Origin of the sequence: Pseudomonas sp. Je.1.5.c, assembly GCF_051129895.1 — a bacterium.
Lineage (GTDB): Bacteria > Pseudomonadota > Gammaproteobacteria > Pseudomonadales > Pseudomonadaceae > Aquipseudomonas > Aquipseudomonas urmiensis.
Window position 1 is genome coordinate 39,723 of the sequence record NZ_JBCPSP010000013.1, and the last position, 20,550, is coordinate 60,272.

A 20,550-nucleotide genomic window follows, 5' to 3' on the forward strand; every position below is an offset into this window, starting at 1 on the left:
GGTAAGCCCCCGTCGTCACACCGCCCAAGGAGTCGCGCATGAGCACCTGGTCAGACCGCCGCATTCTCGATCTGTTGGGCATCGAAGTGCCCATTCTCCAGGCGCCCATGGCCGGCGCCACGGGCTCGGCCATGGCGATTGCGGTGGGCAATGCCGGGGGGCTGGCAGCGTTACCTTGCGCCATGCTCAGCCTGGAGCAGGTGCGCAGCGAGATCGACGCTTTCCGCTCTGCCTGCCTGGGACCGCTGAATCTCAACTTCTTCTGCCACCAACCGCCAGCCGCCGATGTTGAGCGTGACGCGCGCTGGAAGCAGGCACTCAAGCCGTACTATGAAGAAGTCGGGGCAGACTTTGACGCTCCCACGCCTGTTTCCAACCGCGCGCCGTTCGATGAGCACAGCTGCCAATTGGTCGAACAGTTACTGCCGCAAGTGGTCAGCTTCCATTTTGGCCTGCCACGTGCCGACCTGCTGCAACGGGTCAAGGCAACGGGCGCTAAGGTGCTGTCCAGTGCCACCACGGTAGAAGAGGCGCTGTGGCTAGAGGCCCATGGCTGCGACGCGATCATCGCCATGGGCTATGAAGCGGGTGGGCATCGCGGCATGTTCTTGAGCGAGGACATCACCAGCCAGATCGGCACCTTTGCCCTGGTGCCGCAGGTAGTGGATGCGGTGCGCGTGCCCGTGATCGCTGCGGGCGGCATCAGCGACCATCGCGGACTGGTCGCGGCCCTGGCCCTGGGTGCATCGGCAGTGCAGATTGGCACAGCCTACCTGTTCTGCCCCGAGGCCAAGGTGTCGCCTGCCCACCGGCAGGCGCTGGACAGCGCACCTGCCAGCGATACTGCACTGACCAACCTGTTCACCGGGCGACCGGCGCGTGGCATCAATAATCGGATCATGCGCGAGCTGGGGCCGATGAGTGAGCTGGCGCCGCGCTTTCCGCTGGCCGGCGGTGCGTTAATGCCGTTGCGGGCAATCAGTGATGCCAAAGGCAGCAGTGATTTCAGCAATCTGTGGTCGGGCCAGGCGTTGCGTTTGGGGCGGGCGATGCCGGCGGGCGAGTTGACCCGGGACATTGCAGAGAAGGCATTGGCCCAATTGGGGCGCTGAGTCAGGGATTGTTATCGTTCTGGCCCCTATCGCGGGGCAAGCCCGCGCGTAGACGTTCAGCGTGCCTCTTCCCGATCAGCGGGTTATCGCTATATAGTCAGCCACATAACGATAACCTGCCCTCTGGAGCTGCTTCATGCGTATTCATCTGTCACACCTGGCCGTCACCGCACTGGCCGGCCTGATTACCCTCAATAGTGCATGGGCAGATGAGGTCCAGGTTGCCGTCGCCGCCAACTTCACCGCTCCGATCCAGGCCATTGCCAAGGACTTCGAGAAGGACACCGGCCACAAACTGGTGGCTGCCTATGGCGCCACCGGGCAGTTTTATGCGCAGATCAAGAATGGCGCGCCATTCGAAGTGTTCCTCGCCGCCGACGACAGCACCCCGGCCAAACTGGAGCAGGAAAAAGAAACCGTCGCAGGCTCGCGCTTCACCTATGCCATCGGCACCCTGGCGCTATGGTCAGCCAAGCCTGGCTATGTCGACGACAAAGGCGCTGTATTGAAAAGTAATGACTACAAGCACCTATCCATCGCCAACCCGAAGACCGCGCCCTACGGCCTGGCCGCTACCCATGTTCTGGACAAGTTGCAACTGACCGAAGCCACCAAAGGCAAGATCGTCGAAGGTCAGAACATCACCCAGGCGTTCCAATTCGTCTCCACCGGCAATGCCGAACTGGGCTTTGTCGCCCTGTCGCAAATCTACAAGGACGGCAAGGTCGAGAACGGCTCGGCCTGGATAGTGCCTGCCGATCTGCACGAGCCGATCCGTCAAGACGCAGTCATCCTCAACAAAGGCAAGGACAATCCGGCGGCCAAAGCCCTGGTCGACTATCTCAAGAGTGCAAAAGCCACTGCGCTGATCAAATCCTACGGCTATGAAATCTGATGCCACTCGACGCCAGTGACCTGGGAGCGATTTGGCTGACCATCAAACTGGCCAGCTTGACCACCTTGATCCTGCTGGTGGTGGGTACACCCATCGCCTGGTGGCTGGCGCGTACCCAGTCATGGCTGCGCGGGCCAATCGGCGCGGTGGTGGCCTTGCCGCTGGTGCTGCCGCCGACGGTAATTGGCTTCTACCTGCTGATCGCGCTAGGGCCACACGGTTGGATCGGCCAGGCCACCCAGGCGCTCGGCCTGGGTAGCGTGGTATTCAGTTTTGCCGGGCTGGTGATCGGCTCGGTGGTGTATTCGATGCCGTTCGTGGTGCAGCCGTTGCAAAACGCATTCAGCGCCATCGGCCCACGCCCATTGGAAGTCGCCGCAACCCTGCGTGCCAGTCCTTGGGATACCTTCGTGCACGTGGTGCTACCGCTGGCCCGACCTGGCTTTGTCACCGCCAGCATCCTTGGCTTTGCCCACACCGTGGGCGAATTCGGCGTGGTGCTGATGATCGGCGGCAATATTGCGGACAAGACCCGCGTGGTCTCGGTGCAGATCTTCGATCACGTCGAGGCCATGGCCTATACGCAAGCGCACTGGCTGGCCGGGGCCATGCTGGTATTCTCCTTCCTGGTGCTGCTCCTGCTCTATGCGGGCCGGCGTGGCAAGGCTGGCTGGAGCTGAAATGAGTTCATCGATAGTGGCGCGGCTGACCCTTGGCCGCGACGATTTTACCCTGGATGTCGACCTGCAGCTGCCAGGGCGCGGGATCAGCGCGCTGTTTGGCCACTCCGGCTCCGGCAAGACCTCTTGCCTGCGCTGCCTGGCCGGGCTTGAGCGCGCCAGCAGCGCTTATATCGAAGTCAATGGCGAGGTCTGGGAAGACAGCGCACGCGGCTTGTTTCTGGCCCCGCATTTGCGCCCGGTCGGCTATGTGTTCCAAGAGGCTAGCCTGTTCCCGCATCTCTCGGTGCGCGGCAACCTTGAGTTCGGCTGGCGACGCATCAAGGCCAGTGAGCGCAAAGTCAGTTTGGACCAAGCTTGCCAACTGCTCGGTATCGGCCATTTGCTCGAGCGCAAGCCAGCCACGCTGTCAGGCGGCGAAGCGCAACGAGTGGGCATTGCCCGGGCCCTGCTCAGCAGCCCGCGGCTGTTGCTGATGGATGAACCCTTGGCAGCCCTGGACGGACCGCGCAAGCGCGAGATCCTGCCTTACCTGGAACGGCTGCACGATCAACTGGACATCCCCGTGGTGTACGTCAGTCATGCGCAGGATGAAGTCGCCCGCCTGGCTGATCATCTGGTACTGCTCGAACAGGGCAAGGCCATGGCCAGCGGGCCGATTGGCCAGACCCTGGCCCGCCTCGACCTGTCGCTGGCCGAAGGTGAAGATGCTGGCGTGGTGCTCGAGGGCGTGGTGGTGGGCCATGACCCGCACTATCAGCTGTTCGATCTGCGCCTACCCGGCAGTGACACTCAGTTGTTGCGTATCGCCCACCCGTCTTTGGTGGTCGGCAGCACCCACCGGCTCAAGGTGCAGGCGCGCGACGTCAGCCTGGCGCTGGCCGCCGACAGCGCGTCAAGCATTCTCAATCGCTTACCAGTGCGGGTGCGTGAATACCGCGAAGCCGACAACCCCGCCCATGTACTGGTCAGCCTCGACGCTGCCGGCAGTGCCCTGCTCGCACGTGTTACCCGTTACTCGGCAGACCAGCTCGGCCTGCGCCCTGGGCAGATGCTCTGGGCACAGATCAAATCAGTGGCGCTATTGATCTGAGCATCAGCGACTTTGCCGCTGTCCACTGATCAGGTAACTGGTCGATGGATGGCGCCTCATGCTCGATTGCCCCCTGCCCCGCACCCTGCATTATGTCGACGACAGCCAGCCCGGACTGAGCCGGCGCCGTTGGCGCGACCGCTTCATTTACCTGGATGCCGACGGCAATCGCGTGCGAGATAGCCAGACCCTGGCGCGCATCGCTGCGCTGGTCATCCCACCCGCCTATACCGACGTCTGGATTTGCGCCGACCCACAGGGCCATTTGCAGGCGACAGGGCGTGATGCACGCGGGCGCAAGCAGTACCGCTACCACAGCCAGTGGCGCGAGCTGCGTGACCAGCATAAATATGGCCGGATGCTGGCGTTCGCCCAAGTATTGCCCGCACTGCGCCAGCAACTGGACAGCCACCTGCGCCGGCCAGGCCTGGACCGGGAAAAGGTCATGGCGCTGGTTGTCAGCCTGCTCGACACCACGCTGATTCGCATCGGCAACCGCCAATACCTGCGCGATAACAAGTCCTATGGTCTGACCACCCTGCGCGCGCGGCACGTCAAGGTCGAGGGCAGCACGATTCGTTTTCAGTTTCGCGGCAAGCGCGGAGTGGAGCACAACGTGACGCTGCGCGACCGTCGTCTAGCCGGGTTGATCAAGCGTTGCATGGAGCTACCAGGGCAGTCGCTGTTTCAATACCTGGATGAAAATGGCCAACGTCACAGCGTCGGTTCCAGTGAAATCAACCTGTTCCTGCAACAGCTGACCGGTGCCGACTTCACGGCCAAGGACTACCGCACCTGGGCCGGCAGCAGCTTGGCCCTGAGCCTGCTGCGCCCCCTGGCCTGGGAGCCGGACAGCGAAGCCAAGCGCCAGGTCAGCGCAATCGTTCGCCAGGTTGCCAGCCGCTTGGGCAACACCCCTGCGGTGTGCCGGCGTTGCTACATTCACCCAGCGGTGCTGGAGCACTTCCACCTGGGCCGACTCGCCGCATTGCCCAAAACCCGCACGCGCAAGGGCCTGGAGCCTGAAGAAGTCGCCTTGCTGCGGTTTCTGCAGGACCTGCAAACCCTCGATTGACTCACCCTATCCTCACCATCAAGCAGAGAAATTTCCAATATGAGCGTAAGCCCCCTATTCTTGCCACCGAGCACCTTCGCCGATGGCGCCTTAATGGGTTAAATCGGCACCTGCAACTAGAGACAGGCAACAGATTTTGTCAGCGGGGGAATTCCTGTCCGCCGAAAGCGTCTTTAATGAGAAGGAAGAGGGACAAGCTCCCGCCGCAGCGGTAAATGGCCGCACGGTTTTCATCATTACCAAGGAGAACTACATGCTGATACTCACCCGCAAGGTTGGCGAAAGCATCGTCATCAACGATGACATCAAAGTCACCATTCTGGGCGTTAAAGGGATGCAAGTGAGGATCGGCATCGATGCACCGAAGGATGTTCAGGTTCATCGTGAAGAGATTTTCAAACGTATCCAGGCTGGCAACCCAGCGCCGGAAAAACATAACGACGAATAGCACTGATCTGCATCGCCTGAAGCCGCACGGATGCGCTTGACCGATCGGCCCGCCGATGCGGGATTTTGCCTGGCCTTCAGCCGCCCAGCAGTTCCCGCACTTTGGCGATCAGCTCTATCGGATTGAATGGCTTTTCAAACACCGCAACGAACAGTTCAGGGCTGGCCTGGCTGGCTTGCGCGCCACTCATGAGAATCACCGGCAGGTCTGCAAGCTCCAGCTCGTCACGGATTGCCCTGGCAAGCTCTTCACCGTTTTTCTTCGGCATCATGAAGTCAGTAATGACCAGGTCTACCCGCTTCTCCTTCAAGGCTTCCAGTGCCTTGGTGCCATCGCCCGCTTTTTCAACCGCAAAGCCCTCATCCTCCAATGCATAGGCAAGGATTTCGACTATCAGGTACTCGTCATCGACGATCAGGATGGTATTCATCGCCTCATCCCATCACCCACCCTCCTGCGGCACAGCGCTACCAGAGAGCACTCCCGAGGCACCCTCGAACGCTTTGCGCAGCGTGACACCCTGAGGAGGCCCCAGGCACAGCTCATGAAGCGCAGGGTCGTGGTGACTGTCGCGCACTTTGAGAATTGAAAGCATGCGGCGCAACTGCGCATCCAGCTCGACGAAACGAGTCAGCAGCAAATTATCGACAATGCTCGACAGATCCGGCGCGGGCGCGCTGATCTCCGAGCCGAACAGGTCACGCATCTCCCAGGTCATCAGCACGCTGACGTCATGAGCGCGCAGCTCGCCGATCAGCGCACGGAAAAAGCCATTGAGTCGCGTGGGGTCCGCAGCCAGCCGACTGAACGCCCCCAGACTATCGATGACCACTCGCTTGGCGCCCAACGCCTTAACTTGAGCGAGCAACCGCGCGCCCAGCTGATCGAGTAAACCTTCGGTGGTCGGTTGCCAACACAGCTGCACAGCGCCCGAGCGTTCCAGGGTGGCAAAGTCATAACCCAGCGCGGCGGCCTTCAGGCGCAAGCGCGCTGGGGTTTCATAGAAGCCAAAATGCAAACCCGGCGCCTGCGCGGTGGCGGCGGACAGAAAGGCAAGCCCCAGCGATGTCTTGCCAATCCCCGAGGGCCCCATGACCAGAGTGGTTGAGCCAGTGGCCACACCACCACCGAGCATCTCGTCCAGCGCAGGCGCACCGGTGGTGATCTGGTTCAGGCTCGCGGTGCCTGGTTGGCTAGGATGGCTGTACAGCGACTCCAGACGTGGAAATACCTTGAGCCCAGCCTCGTCGATCAGGCACTCATGCAACCCTGCCAGGGCACCACTGCCGCGTGTCTTGCGCAGCTGGATATGGCGTATTGCGCGGCTTCCAACCAACTGCTCGCTGAGCTCAACCACCCCATCGACCATGGTGTGCTCGGGGCTGCCTTCCTGTAGGCGGGCACTGGTCAACAGCAACACCGTGCAACCGGCGAAGGCGGCATGGCCCTGCAGCTCAGCAACGAATTTCTTGGTATCCAGGGTCGTTTCCGCGCGTATCCGGGCATTGAGCAACCCATCGACGATGAGCAAGGTCGCCTGCTGCCGGGCGATTTCCTGACGCAACAGCTTGACCACCGCCTCCAGCCCCTCCTGCTCCAGGGTATCGAAGGCGCTGACGAACTGGATCTGATCGCCGACCAGGGCCTGATCGAAGAACTCCAGTGTCGAAAGGTATTGAAACAAGCGCTCGTGAGACTCGCTAAGCAAGGTGGCCACCAGCACTCTGCCGCCCTCACGCACATGCCCCCAGGCCAGCTGGTTGGCCAAGATCGTCTTGCCCGCGCCAGGTGGCCCCTGGACGATGTAGGAGGCACCCACCACCAAGCCGCCCTTGAGCAGCGCATCTAGCCCGTCTATGCCGGTGGTCAGCCGCTTGAGTGCTTCTACCATGGTGTCCACCTAATTGGATGTCGTGCTATGGACCGATCTGGGCAACGGGCAAGTACAGGCTCATGCGCGTGCCAACCCCCACTTCGCTAATTACACAGATCGCACCATTGCTTTGCTTGGCAAAGCCATAGACCTGGCTCAAACCAAGCCCAGTGCCTTTGCCGAAGGCCTTGGTGGTAAAAAACGGCTCGAAGATGCGTGGCAGCACCTTCGCCTCGATACCTTGACCGGTGTCCTGCACATCGAAACACACAAAGCTGCCGTGCAAGCCCTCGACTTCGCCTGACAACTCAACAGCGTTCACCTCAAGCCGAATACTCCCCTCACCCTCGATGGCGTCACGGGCATTGAACAACAGGTTGAGCAGGACCATTTGCAACTGCCCGGCATCGGCTTGGATCATCGGTACATCCGGTTGCAGATGTTGCTCAAGCACTATCTCACTGGGCAGCGCATGCTCCAACAAACCACGGGTCGAATCGATCAGCTCGGCTGGCGCGATACGCGTGACGTTCAACTGCTGATGACGAGCAAAGCTGAGCAAGCGCTGGGTGAGCTGAGTTCCGCGCTGGCCAGCATCAAGAATATGCTCGAGCAGGCGCCGCACGCGCTCAGGATCCTGGCTACTTGCAGCCAGGCGGGCAGAACTGAGGATGATGGTCAGCAGATTGTTGAAGTCATGCGCCAAGCCGCCGGTCAACTGCCCTAAGGCTTCGAGCTTCTGCGCCTGGAACAGTTGGGCACGCATGGCATCCAGTTGCAGTGCCGACTCGCGCCGATCGGTGATGTCGCGGGTAACTTTGGCCAAGCCGACAATCTGGCCCTGCTCGTCACGAATCACATCCAGGGCCGCCAAGGCCCAGAACTGCGTACCGTCCTTGCGTACTCGCCAGCCCTCATCCTGGGCAACACCCTGCTCCAGTGCCTGGCGCAACAGTTGCCCAGGGCGCCCCTCGACACAATCTCGGGGGGTAAAAAAAACCGAGAAATGTTGGCCGATGATTTCATCGGCACGGTAGCCCTTGATGCGCTCAGCACCGGCGTTCCACGACACCACGTTACCGGCAGGGTCGAGCATATAGATGGCGTAGTCCACTACCGACTGAACCAGCTGTTCATAGCGGTTGGTGGGCACTTCAGGCTGGTCCAGGCGGTCGGTTGAAACCATGTAAGCTCCACGGGCACCGCAGGGAAAGACAAATTGAGCGTAGTTCAGAGTCTACTCGCCCTCAGGCCATCAAGCGAAACTCTTCAGGTCTCACGCTCGACCAAAACCGGGCTGAGCCTGTGCGGCATCGTTACCCTAAGCAGCCACAGGCATGCCAGCACAACGCCGCCACCAGCCGCGATCGCCAGCCCCCTCTGCTGAACGGTGTGCTCTGCATCGAAGCCGATCATCAGCAGATAGCCGCCCAGACACAACAGGCTGAAGTAAAGGAAAGCCGCTATAACGAAGACCTGAGCAAACACTATGCGCCAAAACAGCTTAGGCCGTACGACACTCGGCGATGGTACAGACGATAGGTCGGCAGACATGGCATCTAGCTCATTGGATCCAAAGTTTCGAACAGTGGCCTAATGCTGGCAATGTGTCAATTGCACCTTTAGCAATTGCCGCCCTACGCCCCCCGTAAAAGCTTAGGTTCGATCAGGCCATATCAGCCGCTGAGTTGACTCACCTATAACGATGGGTTATAAAGCGCGCTTGATTGCGTGGCCCTTCACTACGAAGCGCCCCGGTCCTTGAGGCCCTTTCAAACGTGCGAGTGTGGTGGAATTGGTATACACAGCAGACTTAAAATCTGTCGGCGTGAGCCTTGCGGGTTCGAGTCCCGCCACTCGCACCAATCTTCCTTGAAAAGGCGCCCATGTGGCGCCTTTTTCATGCCCGGCACAAATCTTTTGAGCAACTGCTAAAGTGGAGTATGTCTCGGTCCATTGGAACACCGCCATGCGCTATTCCCTGTTCGAAGGTCAACGCGATGTGATAATCCTGCTTGCCCGCATCCTGCTGATGATCCTGTTCGTCATGTCTGGCTGGAGCAAACTCACAGGCTTCGAAGGCACGGTTGGCTATCTAGGCTCACTGGGCGCCCCGGCGCCGACGCTGGCGGCGGCAATTGCGGTGATCATGGAGTTCTTCGTCGCCATCGTGTTGATCCTGGGCTTCTACACTCGGCCATTGGCGTTTCTATTTGCTCTGTTCGTGCTCGGCACAGCAATCATCGGCCACCCCTACTGGAACATGGTGGATCCCGAACGTAGCGCCAACATGACCCAATTCTTCAAGAACCTGAGTATCGTCGGTGGTCTACTTTTGCTGGCAGTCACTGGCGCTGGACGATTTTCGCTGGATCGTCACTGAACACAGCGTCTCGAGCCGCGCTGCGTAAGGGCCGTGCAGCGCAGGCTCAGTCGTCGTCGACGTCATCATGCCAGGCGGGATGATCCTGCTCATCGAAGTCATCGAGGGTATCTTCATCTTCCTCAATGTCATCTTCAATGCCCTGGGCATCGGCCTCGGAATCCAGATCCTGGTAGAGAAACTCGTGGTCGAGCAGATGATCATGCTCAGGTTCTGGAAGGTCATCGTCGTCGTGCATGCCGGGCTCCTGAAATAAGCACGCCTATATAGGCCGTTCAACGGTCGCGGTCAATCACCGGGCCGTTAATGCTGACTTAACTGCCCGACATCAGACTGCAAGCTCTCCCTTCAAAACGTCCTTGCCCGCCTCATGGCGGGCTTTTTTATGGGTAGCGAAAGCCCTCAACAGACTGGCGACATGATCTTCACGAATTTCTGACATGTGCGTAGGCACACTCAGGGTGCTTCGTACGTTCTTTCAACCCGCCCTCTGCTGGCGGGTTTTCTTTTTCTGCCGCCTTTTCCCCGCACCCCGCTAAACATGCCTTGTTGCCCAATCTTATGGTAGGCCAAGCCACCCCCCAGGCCGACCTGAGGGTTGATCTACAGCGCAGGATGATGTCATACTAGCATTATTGAAAATCATTCTCAGGCCAGTATTCTGCTGCCCTATTCCACATTAATACCCAAGGAAGGACCCTATGAGGCCGCTTCTCTCCCTGGCCGCCAGGATGAGCCTGTGCGTCGCGCTGCCTGCGTGGGCGCCATTTGCTGCTGCTGAATCCGTAACCCCCTGGGCTCAGGAACCTACGGCCTTTCTCGGTATCGACCTACAGGGCAACTTCCTCGAACAAGTTGAAGAGTGCCCTTCCGATAGCGTCAGACCCACTACCCTGTGCCGTGTCGCCAGCGCACTACCGAACCAATTCGAAGTTCGTGGACTGCCCTACCTGCCTATCTCGCCAGGCTACAGCCTGATCGCCAGCATCAGCGACGGGAAGGTGAATGAGCTGGTTTTCAGCGGCAACGCCAACAGTCTCTATCTCGTCACCGAAATGCTCACCGATCGCTTCGGCGAACCTGGCGTTCAGCAGAGTCACTGGATCAAGATGAGTTCGGGCGCGTCTTATCTGAGCGAGGTCATGAGCTGGAAAGGTGAGAACGTCGCGATCAACTTCCAGCGCCAGGAGAGCGATCTTGGCCGCTATGCGGTAACCATCTCGCCACTCTCCAACGCGCCAGCAGCCTCAACCGCCGAAGCTTCTACTGAAGTGGTCGAACCGCAGGTGTCAAATCTCTGACCGCGCAGCTGCGCTCAAGCATGCTAGCGATCATCCTGTAAGATTCGATTGCCGAGCCTCAACAACTGCCGGGCTCGGTAGAGCCTGACCGTGAAACTGCCAGTCAGTCGCTGACGAAGCTCGGTGTCCATGATGACGCAAAATGGATCAGCCAAGCCCCATCCCCAATTGACGCTCAGGCCTTGGCAGCCTGAGCTTTGGTCCAGTGCACCTTAGGCGCGGCAGGATTGAATCCGCTAACGCCCCTGGCAATTTCCTTGATCGTGCCGCCTTTGGAAAGGAACTGCTCGATTTGCTCATTCAAGCGCAGTTGCGCCTGCTGGGTCGTGGAATGGTACATGCTGACACCTCGTAGGTGAGCCGCCCAAAGAGAGGACTCGCCCGCCACTATACACCTGCTCCCGGCAAGACAGGCCTAAATGACGAATAAAGCCCGATCGCCGCAAAATTTCTGCAGATCCCGACATAATCCAATCGGCCGGATGGCGCAGGACCCCGCCAAGGAACTCCCAACTTTTCCGACCCACAAAGAAAAACCCCGCAGACGTTAATCTGCGGGGCTTTCGAATATGGAGGCCGAGGTCGGAATCGAACCGGCGTAGACGGATTTGCAATCCGGAGCATAACCACTTTGCTACTCGGCCTCAAAGTTCGGATCTAGCGGCTTACGCTTTGCTATCTCCTTGAAACTTAAGCGCTTTTTCAAGCAACCTGCGTTTCGATGGAGGCCATTATGTCTGCATTCGAAGTTCCTTGCAACCCCCTGAACCGAAAAAATCTTCAAGGGGTTCAAGGTCTTAGCGCAGGCGGCCGAGTTTGCTCCATAGACCCACCAGAGTGTTCTCGACAGTCCCGCTAGCCGCCATGCCAATGCGCTCCTGCAGGCTCTTGCGCTCAGCGAAATGCAGGTGGAACAAATTCGCTTCGCGAGCGCGATCGCTCAGGTACTCGTCACTGGTGCGCAGCTCATCAACCAGCTTGCGGTTCAATGCAGCGACACCCAACCAGACCTCACCGGTTGCCACCTCATCAATGTGCAATTGCGGACGATAACGTCCGACAAAATCCTTGAACAGCTGATGGGTGACGTCCAGGTCTTCCTGGAACTTCTCCTTACCTTTCTCGGTGTTCTCGCCAAACACGGTCAAGGTGCGCTTGTATTCACCCGCGGTCAGCACCTCAAAGTCAATGTCGTGCTTTTTCAACAAGCGGTTGACGTTGGGCAGCTGTGCCACGACGCCAATCGAGCCAAGCACGGCAAACGGCGCGCTGATGATCTTTTCGCCGATGCAGGCCATCATGTAACCGCCGCTGGCAGCGACTTTGTCGATACAGATGGTCAGCGGGATACCAGCTTGGCGAATGCGCGCCAGTTGCGAAGCTGCCAGGCCGTAGCTGTGCACCAGGCCGCCGCCGCTCTCCAAGCGCAACACCACTTCATCACTAGGGGTGGCGAGAGTGAGCAAAGCAGTGATCTCATTGCGCAGACTTTCAGTGGCCGAGGCTTTGATATCACCATCGAAGTCGAGCACAAAGACCCGGGTCTTATCCTCAGCCTTGGTCTTCTTGAGCTTTTTATCCGCCTTGGCTTGCTGCTTGCGCAAGGCCTTTAGCTCGGCCTTGTCGTACAGACCTGACTCAAGACGCTCGCGCAGCTGTTTGTAGAAATCGTTGAGGCGGGTGACCTGCAACTGCCCACCTGGCTTGCGCCGCCCTTTGCCCCGCAGGCCAGCAATGGCCGACAGCACCACCAGAATGGCGATTACCAGGGTTGCGGTCTTGGCGAGAAAGCTTGCGTATTCGGCAAGAAATTCCACAGTAATCCTCAAAGCACAAAATTGATCGCCCATCGTACCTAAGGTTGGGGTGACTTGGTACGACGGCCTAAGGTTTTAACCGGGCGCTTTGGCCTTCAGTCTTCCAACGGCTTGGGAGGCGCCGCGGGCTTGGCCGGTTTGCTCGGTTTAGCGTCCTTTGCCTTGGGCTCGGCCACAGCGGCAGCGACAGGTTCTGGGGCCGTTACGGCTTTCTCGTTAGCGGGCAGTTCGTCCACAGCCTTGATGATCACCTGCGGGTCGATCTTCTCACCACTGTCATCATCCTTGAGCACGTGCCGCTCGCCGTCCTTGCCCACCAGGATTACCTTGGTGCCTTTGCTTGCGCCTAATTTGAGTTCACGGATCAGGGCCATGGTGGTTTGTTGTTCAAGGTTCTTGTCCTCGCGCATGCCCATCATGTTGGCAACGCTATACAGGACCAGCCCACGTTCCTTGAAAGCCGCCTGGGTAGCAGGATCTTTCAGGGCTTCATTCAATCCACGCAGGGTTGGATCCGCCGAGCTTGGGGCAATGACTACCAAAGGCCGTGCCTTACCCAACTCTTTGGCCAGGGGGGCATCACTGTCGGCGGCGAACAGTGGGCCACTAACGGCGAGCAAGGTGGCGAGGGTCAGTGACCGGACGAGCATGTGCATCTCCTTACTATCTCGATAAACCAGTGACTACAGATCATGGAGAAAAATCCGCTCTGGAGACTAAACCACCTGACAGAGCAAGTGGTTAGAGGAAAAGTTACCGGCGATTTCCAAGCTTTCTCCAGACCGGGATATCGGCATCTCCGGAAATGCCGACACCCAGACAAAGCATAGTTCAAAGCCGCCCGAGGTGAGCTGACGTGCCGCTTTCAGCTATACCGTACTCAACGCACGTGAATTGGCGGGTCCGCCGGTCCTTCCTCCAGGGCGCGGATCGTCACCTCAAGCATCAGCCCTCGACGCGCGGCCAGCTGCTCATCTCTGATCGCGTCCGATTGCAGCTTCTTGTCCTGGTCGGACAATGCCTGATCATCGAAGAGCGCTTCGAGCCGCTCATGAAATGGCTCATCCATTCGACTGAATTCGTCAGCCCGGGTGCGCTCCAGATGGGCCTGCCAAAAATCGCGCTCGACTAACGAACGCGCCAGTCGCTCTTGTGTTTCAGCCTCCAAGACCTGCACATACGCCTGCTCCAGGCGCGTCTCATCAACCCCGGCAATGGGCCGAAAGCTCATGTCGCCCACCTCCACCGGTAAGTTCAGGCGTTCACGCAGACCAAGTCGATAAGCAAGGCCAACTTCGCTTTCGTCAGGATTGCCAGCGCGAGCAACGATGTCCTGCACTGCCAAACGGTCAACCTCATCCAGACGCCACAGGCGCTTACCCAAGTCCAGCAACGCGCTTTCTGAATTCCCTTCGGTATTGTTCCGGGCACTCCACACTAGGACTTTTAATTCCAGGTTACTCAAACACCAGGTAGCACCGTCCTGACAGCCCCATTCATCATTGGCCACGCTGAACAGTTCATCACACAGTACCGGGTTGTCAGTCATCAATTGCAGTAACGCCAACACACGTAACGCGACCGGACGAGGTCGACGGTGAAAATCCGCCGATTGAAGCAACTGGCGCAATACCCGGAAAAAACGCTCTGACTCGGGTCGCTGCTCAATCGCGTCCCAGCGACTAACCATCGAACCGCGGTAACCCGGCCCCACGGCATCGCCCCACAGTTCGCGCGCATTGATCGACTGCTCGCCAGCAGCGTCTGCATCGACTGGTTCCAGGGGTGCCGTCAATGCCATCTGCAAACGCAAGACCTCAGTCGCCCCAAATGAATTACCCGCCAGGCGGATCCTGCGCCTGACTAGCAACGGTGCTTGATAGAACTGTTCTGGTAAGTGGGTGATGCGGTTGTCGCGCAGGTCCGCGTAATACATCATCGGTCGATCGGTCAGTGCCGAAGGAACCTGGCTGATGCGGGTGGCGCGCAGGTTCAGCCAGCGCAGTCGGCTCATTCCGCTCAGAGTAAAAGTACGGCCCAAGGGGTTATGAGACAGGTCGATGTACTCGAGCTCTTCACAACTGGCTAAAACAGTTGCCTGGGCCCGATCCAGGACGATCTGATTGTTGGTCAGCACCAGCGAGCGCAACTGCTGCATCTGCAACAATGGTTGCGGCAGTCGGGTCAAGTGGTTATCCCCCAAGTCCAACACTCGCAGGCGACTGAACGCCAACAGGAAACTCGTCGGGATCTCCTCAAGATCCATGTGCAGCAGTGCGAGATTGGATATATGACCGAAGCTGACCCGCGCCGGCAACTGCGGCAAACCTTCTGGCTTGGCCCCATATAGCATCATGTGAAAGTTGGCGTTTGGTTGGCTGGTATCGTAGGGAGCGGCCGTCCGGCGTCGCCAGCCATTGAGCAACGTCCGCCTGACGAAAACGCGCTCAGCTGCCAGCTCGACGTCGCCCTCCATGACCCAGTCATCCAGGCAACCGTTGAGATCAGCGAGCTCCGCGCGCAGGCTTGCCATGACGATTTCTGGCCTGCGACCAGACTGGAGGACATTCTCGACCCAGGCGATGACTTGCTCGTCAGTGAAGGTAGGAAACAGCTCTCGCAGCATCGCAGGCATCGACCTATCTCGACCACACAAGCCACTGGGCGTACACCCTCCCATCAGATAGCCAAGGCGTCCATCTGCCAGGCGTTGCGGTGGGCGGAAGGTGCCACTGCGCTGCACTCGGGTAAATAGCTGGGCGACCTCTTCGCGCCGCTGTACAGCCTGGCGAGCCAGCAGCACCCGCAAGTTGTGCGAGAACGGCTCGCCAATACCCATGGAGGCCCATTGCTGCGCTGTACGGGCACCGACCATCACTTCAAAAAACTCGCCCGCCTCGCCGTCGGCCAGCCCTTTAGCACCCAGACGCAGGAATCGACCATTGACATGCGCCAGGTCCACCACTTGCTTGCCCTCCCCTGTTGTCAGCAGTAAAGGTCCAAGGGCATTGCCTTCGAACAAGCGCCAGCGCACCCCTTGTGCGGACCCGGCAAGATGTTTGAGCATGCCGAGGGCTATCCTGGCCAAATCTGCAGTCTGCGGCGTATCCAGGTAGAACGCTTCATAGCCACGGACCGTACGAATGGCCAGCGAACTGGCCCGCGCAGCCTCGGCTAGGCGCAAAGGGATCCGCCCACTTTCCAGCAGGCGGCGTAGGTCATTGCTGCTCGCCGCTTCCAACAGCTCATCGGCAGCGCCCCGATGCAGACTCGGAAACACCCGACACAGTGCACTGCTGCTAGGGCTGTGAGTGGCTTGCATGGCATCGTAAAGGTCCCGGAACAACTTCCGACGTTCGGACCAAGCCAGCTCAGCCAGCGCCTGATCAGCAAGCCCGGCAGCTCCGGCCAGTCTTTGCGCATGCTGCAGCACGGTGATGTCTTCAACCTTTTCGCCCGAGCGCAGGCGACTGACCAAACGGCGAATACGTGCATCCAGTCGGCATCGCAATACACTATCGAGCAGTCCCGCCAGCGCGGGCTGGTCACTGACATGCATAGCGCGCAGATGATCAGCTTCAAGACCATTGCAGATCAAAACCTGATCGATTTGCTCGTCATCCAAGCCACTAAAATTGCGACCCAGGCGCCGGAAAAGGTGAAATCTATCGTCCCATTCAGCCGGCTGCTCGCTCCACAGGCGCCATGCCCCCGCGCCATTGCCTTGCAATTCTGGGCCATGCCCATCAATCGAGCGCAGTTGCCAAGTCCGATTGGCAGGGCCACGGATGACTGGATAGGTTTGCTCGTCTATCTCGACCCAGGACTGACCGTCCAGATGCTGGATTCCTTCCGCGTCAACCGCTGTTCCACTGGGGACTGTAGCACTGCGAAAGGGCACCAAGTCTTGCTGCCACAGTTTTGTGCTGCCATCCTCCAGCCGCGCCGGAACCAGGTTGTCGACCCACACTGAGCGATTCCATTGTCGCCGCACTGCCGCCACCCCGACCGCAGTGGCAGCTATCGTCGCAAGATCGACGGCAACATTGTGAAGGTGTTCAAGCGCCTCGCTGGTGTCACCCTCACGCCATGTCTCAATACCGTGGTAAACCTCGCCCAGCAGTTCCCAGACCGTAACCGCCAGCAGCACGATGCCAATCTGCGGAACAAACAACCCTGCGACATTGACCAGCGTCCAGCCTTCGGCAGCCAGACGCTGGTCATGCCCACGCTGAATTTCACGATCAAGCTGGGCAACGGGCGTTGCAATCAGCGCCGCATCATCCTTGATCTGGCGAATACGCGCACGCGCCAGGCTGTTGAACAGGGGCACCGGATACGGCTGTAGGTACTCCTGCAAGTCGAAACTGGCCCAGACAGGCAAGTCTGCATAGGCAGGAATGATGACGGAAAAGAACGCCTGACTGTCGCGCAAGCGCACAAACCGTCTGAAAAACTGCAGGTAAGCGTTGCTCCGCAAGCGCTGGCCGAGGGCTCTGGCCATCCGGGTCAAACTTGAGAACGTGCTCCAAGCGCCATAGGGATCACCTGGGATATACAACAGTATCTGGCGGGTGGTGTTCAAAAGCGGCCCCTGGTCGATGACCTCGAGCACGACAATTTGCTCCAGCATGCATCCAATCAGGCGCAACTGCTTGGCTACCACCAGATTTCCAGCCAGACGCCCCGTTTTGCCCTCCAGCGACATCCCCAGCACCAACTGCAACTCGCTATCACTCAAGATGCCCATGAACCGGGCCTGATAGGCATCTACCGCCATGGCGTAGCGGTATGCACCGACCAGCAGCGACTCCACACCTTTTGGATTATCGCTTGGATTGAGAACAGCGCTGAGGTGGCGCTGGTAGTGTTCACCCAGGTCGAGCTCACGACACAACGCGGCAAACTCGATCGCAGTGGGTGCCGGGCGCAACCCCTGGCGACTGATGAGCAGGCGATTGCCCCTAGGCTGGCCGTCAGCCTGAGCCTGCTCGGCGGTGAAGTTACGCATGGCGACTTCGAGCAAGGGTTTGTCTTCGTACACTACTTTGGTGAGATGGCTACCCACCGGCTGCGCATTGATGACTGGCTCACGGCGGCCTTGTAAAAACCTCAAACGCCGCACGTTGTACCCTGGCGCATGCCGCTCGTCCAAGGCGGTCTGCAGGGCGGAGGCGACGAAATCGTCAATGTTGTCTATTCGCGCAAGCATTCGAGCCAACTGCTGACGAAATTCCAGGCTTTTACTCAGTGCCTCGCCCAATACGTTCATCTGGTCGACCGGGACTTTGAGCAGCCAAGCCGGTAATCGCTTGCCGATGATGCTGTCCTGAAACGCCGCCGCTGTGTTGCGCAGCGTCTCAAGCCGTGGATCGTCAGCGCTTGCGGTGGCTTTGGCGGTGTTTGCTTGTGATACCTGGCCGGCACCCATGGGTAGGCCCTCCTGTGAGTTTAAACCGACCAGCCTAAGGATCGCTGCACAGGAAAAGAGCTAGATATCTACTACGGGCGCTCAGAACAACAGCAGTTGCCGATCGGTCAGCGCGGCGAAGTCATCGTCGACGAAGGGCAGGATAGCGTCGGCAACCGGTTGTAGCTGGCGGCTGAGGTAGTGATCGTAATCGATCGGCGATTGCAGGTTCTCCAACGGTTCGGGGCCTGCCGTGGTGATGATGTAGCTGATCCAACCGCCATTCTGGTATTGCCGTGGCCGGCCCAGACGCAGATTGAATTCATCGGCCAGTCGCGCGGCGCGCACATGCGGAGGAACGTTGCGCTGGTAATCAGCCAGCGGCCTGCGCAGGCGCTTGCGGTAGATCAGTAGCTGATCCTGCTCGCCAGCCAGGGTGGCACGCACATACTCACGCACATAGTCGCGATAGGGCTGGCCACGAAAAATCCGCTCATAGAGTTCCTGCTGAAATTGCCGGGCCAGCGGCGACCAGTCGGTGCGCACCGATTCCAGACCCTTATAGACCATCTGCTGCTGACCGTCGGCACGCTGCACCAGGCCGGCATAGCGCTTTTTGCTACCCTCTTCAGCACCACGAATGGTCGGCATCAAAAAGCGCCGATAATGGGTTTCGAACTGCAATTCCAACGCACACTCCAGGCCCATGCTCTGGCGTAGATGCTCGCGCCACCACTGATTGACCTTGGCCACCAGCGCGCGGCCAATGCGCGCCGCAGCCTGTTCATCGTGGGCGCTTTTTAGCCAGACGAAGGTGGAGTCGGTATCGCCATAGATCACATCGAAACCTTCGGCTTCGATCAGCGCCCGGGTCTGGCGCATGATCTGGTGGCCGCGCATGGTGATCGACGAGGCCAGGCGCGGATCGAAGAAACGACAGCCGCTGGAGCCGAGCACGCCATAGAAGGCATTCATGATGATCTTCAGCGCCTGTGACAGCGGCGCGTTGTCGGCGCGCTTGGCCGCCTCGCGGCCCTGCCACACCCGCTCGACGATAGCCGGCAGGCAGTGGCGAGTGCGCGAAAAACGCCCCCCGCGAAAGCCCTCTACCGAGTGTTCATCGTCGGGCTGACGCAAGCCTTCGACCAAGCCCACAGGATCGATCAGGAAGGTACGAATGATCGAGGGGTAGAGGCTTTTGTAATCCAGCACCAGTACCGAATCGTACAGACCAGGGCGCGAGTCCATGACGAAGCCGCCGGGGCTGGCTTCATCAGGTCGACTGCCCAGATTCGGCGCGACGTAGCCCAACCGGTGCATGTGGGGAATGTACAAATGGCAGAACGCGGCCACCGAGCCGCCGCTGCGGTCCACCGGCAAACCGGTGACAGTGGAGCGTTCAAGCAAGAACTCGAGCAACCGGGTGTGGGCAAAGATCCGCGTGACCAACTCGCAGTCCTTGAGGTTGTAACGGGCCAGGGCCGGTTTGTCCTCGGCGAACATGCGGTTGATCTCGTCCATGCGCTGGTAGGGCGTATCGATCGCCTTGCCCTCGCCAAGCAGGGTCTGGGCAACGTTTTCCAGGCTGAACGAAGCAAAGCTCCAGGTCGCCGAGCGCAGCGCCTCGATACCGTCGATCAACAGCCGGCCCGGGGCGTCGGCGAACACATGGTTGCGGCCTGAATGGGCGCGCAAGGTCATTGGCGCACCATTGCGTCCCAAGGCCAACGGCAGGTGCAGCCGGGCGGCGTGCTCATGCAGCAGGCGCAGGTCGAACTGCACCAGGTTCCAACCAATGATTGCATCGGGGTCGTGATCGGCCATCCACTGGTTAAGGCATTGCAGCAGCTGCGCGCGGTCGTCGCAGTAATGCAGATCGAAGTCCAAGCCGCTGGCATCGCCATTGGCCGGGCCGAGCATGTACACCTGACGCTGGCCGCACCCTTGCAGGGCGATGCTGTACAGCTCGCCGCGCTCAGTGGTTTCGATATCCAGCGAGACCAGGCGCAGCGGCGGGCGGTAGTCGGGGTGCGGCTTGAGTTGGGCGTCGCAGAGCACGCCATAGGCATCGGGCTTGCCATCGAACAGCACCGGCGCGGTGATGAAGCGCTCCATCAGGTAGCGCTCCGGCGGGCGGATATCGGCCTCGTAGACCTCGACCCCGGCGCCACGCAGACGCTGTTCCAACTGCATCAACTGGCGATGCTGGCGACAATACAGGCCAAGTACCGGACGCTGCTCGAAGTCACGTAGACGCAGTGGCTTGAGCTCAACGCCCTGCTCATCCTTGAGCAGGGCCCGGGCATGTGCGGCGTGGATCTCTGGGATGAACGCGACTGACTCCTGAACCGCCAGGCGTAGCTGGCGCGGTCCTTGGTCAGTGGCCAACCAGAACTCCACGCAGGTGCCCTCGGGCGTGTCATGCCAGTGCCGGGTGAGGACGAAACCCTGCTGCAACTCCAC

18 protein-coding genes and 2 tRNA genes are annotated in these 20,550 nt (G+C 59.5%); 9 read left to right on the forward strand and 11 right to left on the reverse strand.

The window, feature by feature from the left end; genetic code table 11:
• The first annotated feature begins 38 nt into the window (after nt 1-38).
• The 6 genes from AAZU54_RS12340 to csrA all read left to right on the forward strand — a co-directional run bounded on the left by AAZU54_RS12340 (nt 39) and on the right by csrA (nt 5,303).
• Complete coding sequence (locus AAZU54_RS12340) at nt 39-1,112, forward strand: NAD(P)H-dependent flavin oxidoreductase (protein ID WP_186556726.1); 1,074 nt, start codon at nt 39-41, stop codon at nt 1,110-1,112.
• 136 nt (nt 1,113-1,248) lie between these two features.
• A complete protein-coding gene (gene modA / locus AAZU54_RS12345) occupies nt 1,249-2,007 on the forward strand; it encodes a molybdate ABC transporter substrate-binding protein (RefSeq protein ID WP_312155624.1) in 759 nt (252 codons plus the stop codon).
• Complete coding sequence (modB, locus tag AAZU54_RS12350; RefSeq protein WP_186556728.1) at nt 2,007-2,687, forward strand: molybdate ABC transporter permease subunit; 681 nt, start codon at nt 2,007-2,009, stop codon at nt 2,685-2,687. The genes modA and modB overlap by 1 nt, the downstream gene beginning before the upstream one ends.
• A 1-nt stretch (nt 2,688) precedes the next feature.
• A complete protein-coding gene (gene modC, locus AAZU54_RS12355) occupies nt 2,689-3,780 on the forward strand; it encodes a molybdenum ABC transporter ATP-binding protein (protein WP_186556729.1) in 1,092 nt (363 codons plus the stop codon).
• Between the two features lie 58 nt (nt 3,781-3,838).
• Complete coding sequence (locus AAZU54_RS12360) at nt 3,839-4,855, forward strand: DNA topoisomerase IB (RefSeq protein WP_186556730.1); 1,017 nt, start codon at nt 3,839-3,841, stop codon at nt 4,853-4,855.
• A 253-nt stretch (nt 4,856-5,108) separates the two neighbouring features.
• Nucleotides 5,109-5,303: a carbon storage regulator CsrA gene (gene csrA, locus AAZU54_RS12365; protein ID WP_186556731.1), complete on the forward strand. Its 195-nt coding sequence runs from the start codon at nt 5,109-5,111 to the stop codon at nt 5,301-5,303.
• A gap of 76 nt (nt 5,304-5,379) precedes the next feature.
• Here csrA and AAZU54_RS12370 read toward each other — a convergent pair whose 3' ends face one another.
• The 4 genes from AAZU54_RS12370 to AAZU54_RS12385 form a co-directional block, all read right to left on the reverse strand.
• Entirely contained in the window at nt 5,380-5,733 is a 354-nt protein-coding gene (locus AAZU54_RS12370) for a response regulator (protein ID WP_186556732.1), read from the reverse strand.
• Nucleotides 5,734-5,745: 12 nt separating this feature from the next.
• Complete coding sequence (locus AAZU54_RS12375; protein ID WP_434727213.1) at nt 5,746-7,194, reverse strand: ATPase domain-containing protein; 1,449 nt, start codon at nt 7,192-7,194, stop codon at nt 5,746-5,748.
• Nucleotides 7,195-7,219: 25 nt separating this feature from the next.
• Entirely contained in the window at nt 7,220-8,362 is a 1,143-nt protein-coding gene (locus tag AAZU54_RS12380; protein ID WP_186556734.1) for a two-component system sensor histidine kinase NtrB, read from the reverse strand.
• Nucleotides 8,363-8,445: 83 nt separating this feature from the next.
• Complete coding sequence (locus AAZU54_RS12385) at nt 8,446-8,730, reverse strand: hypothetical protein (RefSeq protein WP_186556735.1); 285 nt, start codon at nt 8,728-8,730, stop codon at nt 8,446-8,448.
• Between the two features lie 226 nt (nt 8,731-8,956).
• Here AAZU54_RS12385 and AAZU54_RS12390 point away from each other — a divergent pair.
• Nucleotides 8,957-9,041: transfer RNA gene (locus AAZU54_RS12390), tRNA-Leu, on the forward strand.
• A 104-nt stretch (nt 9,042-9,145) separates the two neighbouring features.
• Nucleotides 9,146-9,559, forward strand: a complete 414-nt coding sequence (locus AAZU54_RS12395) for a DoxX family protein (RefSeq protein ID WP_312151998.1) — start codon at nt 9,146-9,148, stop codon at nt 9,557-9,559.
• A gap of 46 nt (nt 9,560-9,605) precedes the next feature.
• On the opposite strand, the gene AAZU54_RS12400 is transcribed toward AAZU54_RS12395, so the two are convergent.
• Complete coding sequence (locus AAZU54_RS12400) at nt 9,606-9,797, reverse strand: hypothetical protein (protein WP_434727214.1); 192 nt, start codon at nt 9,795-9,797, stop codon at nt 9,606-9,608.
• 463 nt (nt 9,798-10,260) lie between these two features.
• On the opposite strand from AAZU54_RS12400, the gene AAZU54_RS12405 reads away from it, so the two are divergent.
• Entirely contained in the window at nt 10,261-10,860 is a 600-nt protein-coding gene (locus AAZU54_RS12405; RefSeq protein ID WP_312152000.1) for a hypothetical protein, read from the forward strand.
• 175 nt (nt 10,861-11,035) lie between these two features.
• Here AAZU54_RS12405 and AAZU54_RS12410 read toward each other — a convergent pair whose 3' ends face one another.
• The 6 genes from AAZU54_RS12410 to AAZU54_RS12435 all read right to left on the reverse strand — a co-directional run bounded on the left by AAZU54_RS12410 (nt 11,036) and on the right by AAZU54_RS12435 (nt 20,550).
• Nucleotides 11,036-11,200 (reverse strand): hypothetical protein, encoded by a 165-nt coding sequence (locus AAZU54_RS12410; protein ID WP_186556739.1) that lies wholly within the window; start codon nt 11,198-11,200, stop codon nt 11,036-11,038.
• A gap of 230 nt (nt 11,201-11,430) precedes the next feature.
• Nucleotides 11,431-11,504: transfer RNA gene (locus AAZU54_RS12415), tRNA-Cys, on the reverse strand.
• A 153-nt stretch (nt 11,505-11,657) separates the two neighbouring features.
• Entirely contained in the window at nt 11,658-12,677 is a 1,020-nt protein-coding gene (sohB, locus tag AAZU54_RS12420) for a protease SohB (RefSeq protein ID WP_186556740.1), read from the reverse strand.
• Nucleotides 12,678-12,772: 95 nt separating this feature from the next.
• Nucleotides 12,773-13,327: a DUF4174 domain-containing protein gene (locus AAZU54_RS12425; protein WP_186556741.1), complete on the reverse strand. Its 555-nt coding sequence runs from the start codon at nt 13,325-13,327 to the stop codon at nt 12,773-12,775.
• A 230-nt stretch (nt 13,328-13,557) separates the two neighbouring features.
• A complete protein-coding gene (locus AAZU54_RS12430) occupies nt 13,558-18,108 on the reverse strand; it encodes an NEL-type E3 ubiquitin ligase domain-containing protein (protein WP_434727215.1) in 4,551 nt (1,516 codons plus the stop codon).
• 81 nt (nt 18,109-18,189) lie between these two features.
• The gene (locus AAZU54_RS12435; RefSeq protein WP_434727216.1) at nt 18,190-20,550 is read right to left on the reverse strand and encodes a DNA polymerase II; all 2,361 of its coding nucleotides are present in this window, start codon (nt 20,548-20,550) and stop codon (nt 18,190-18,192) included.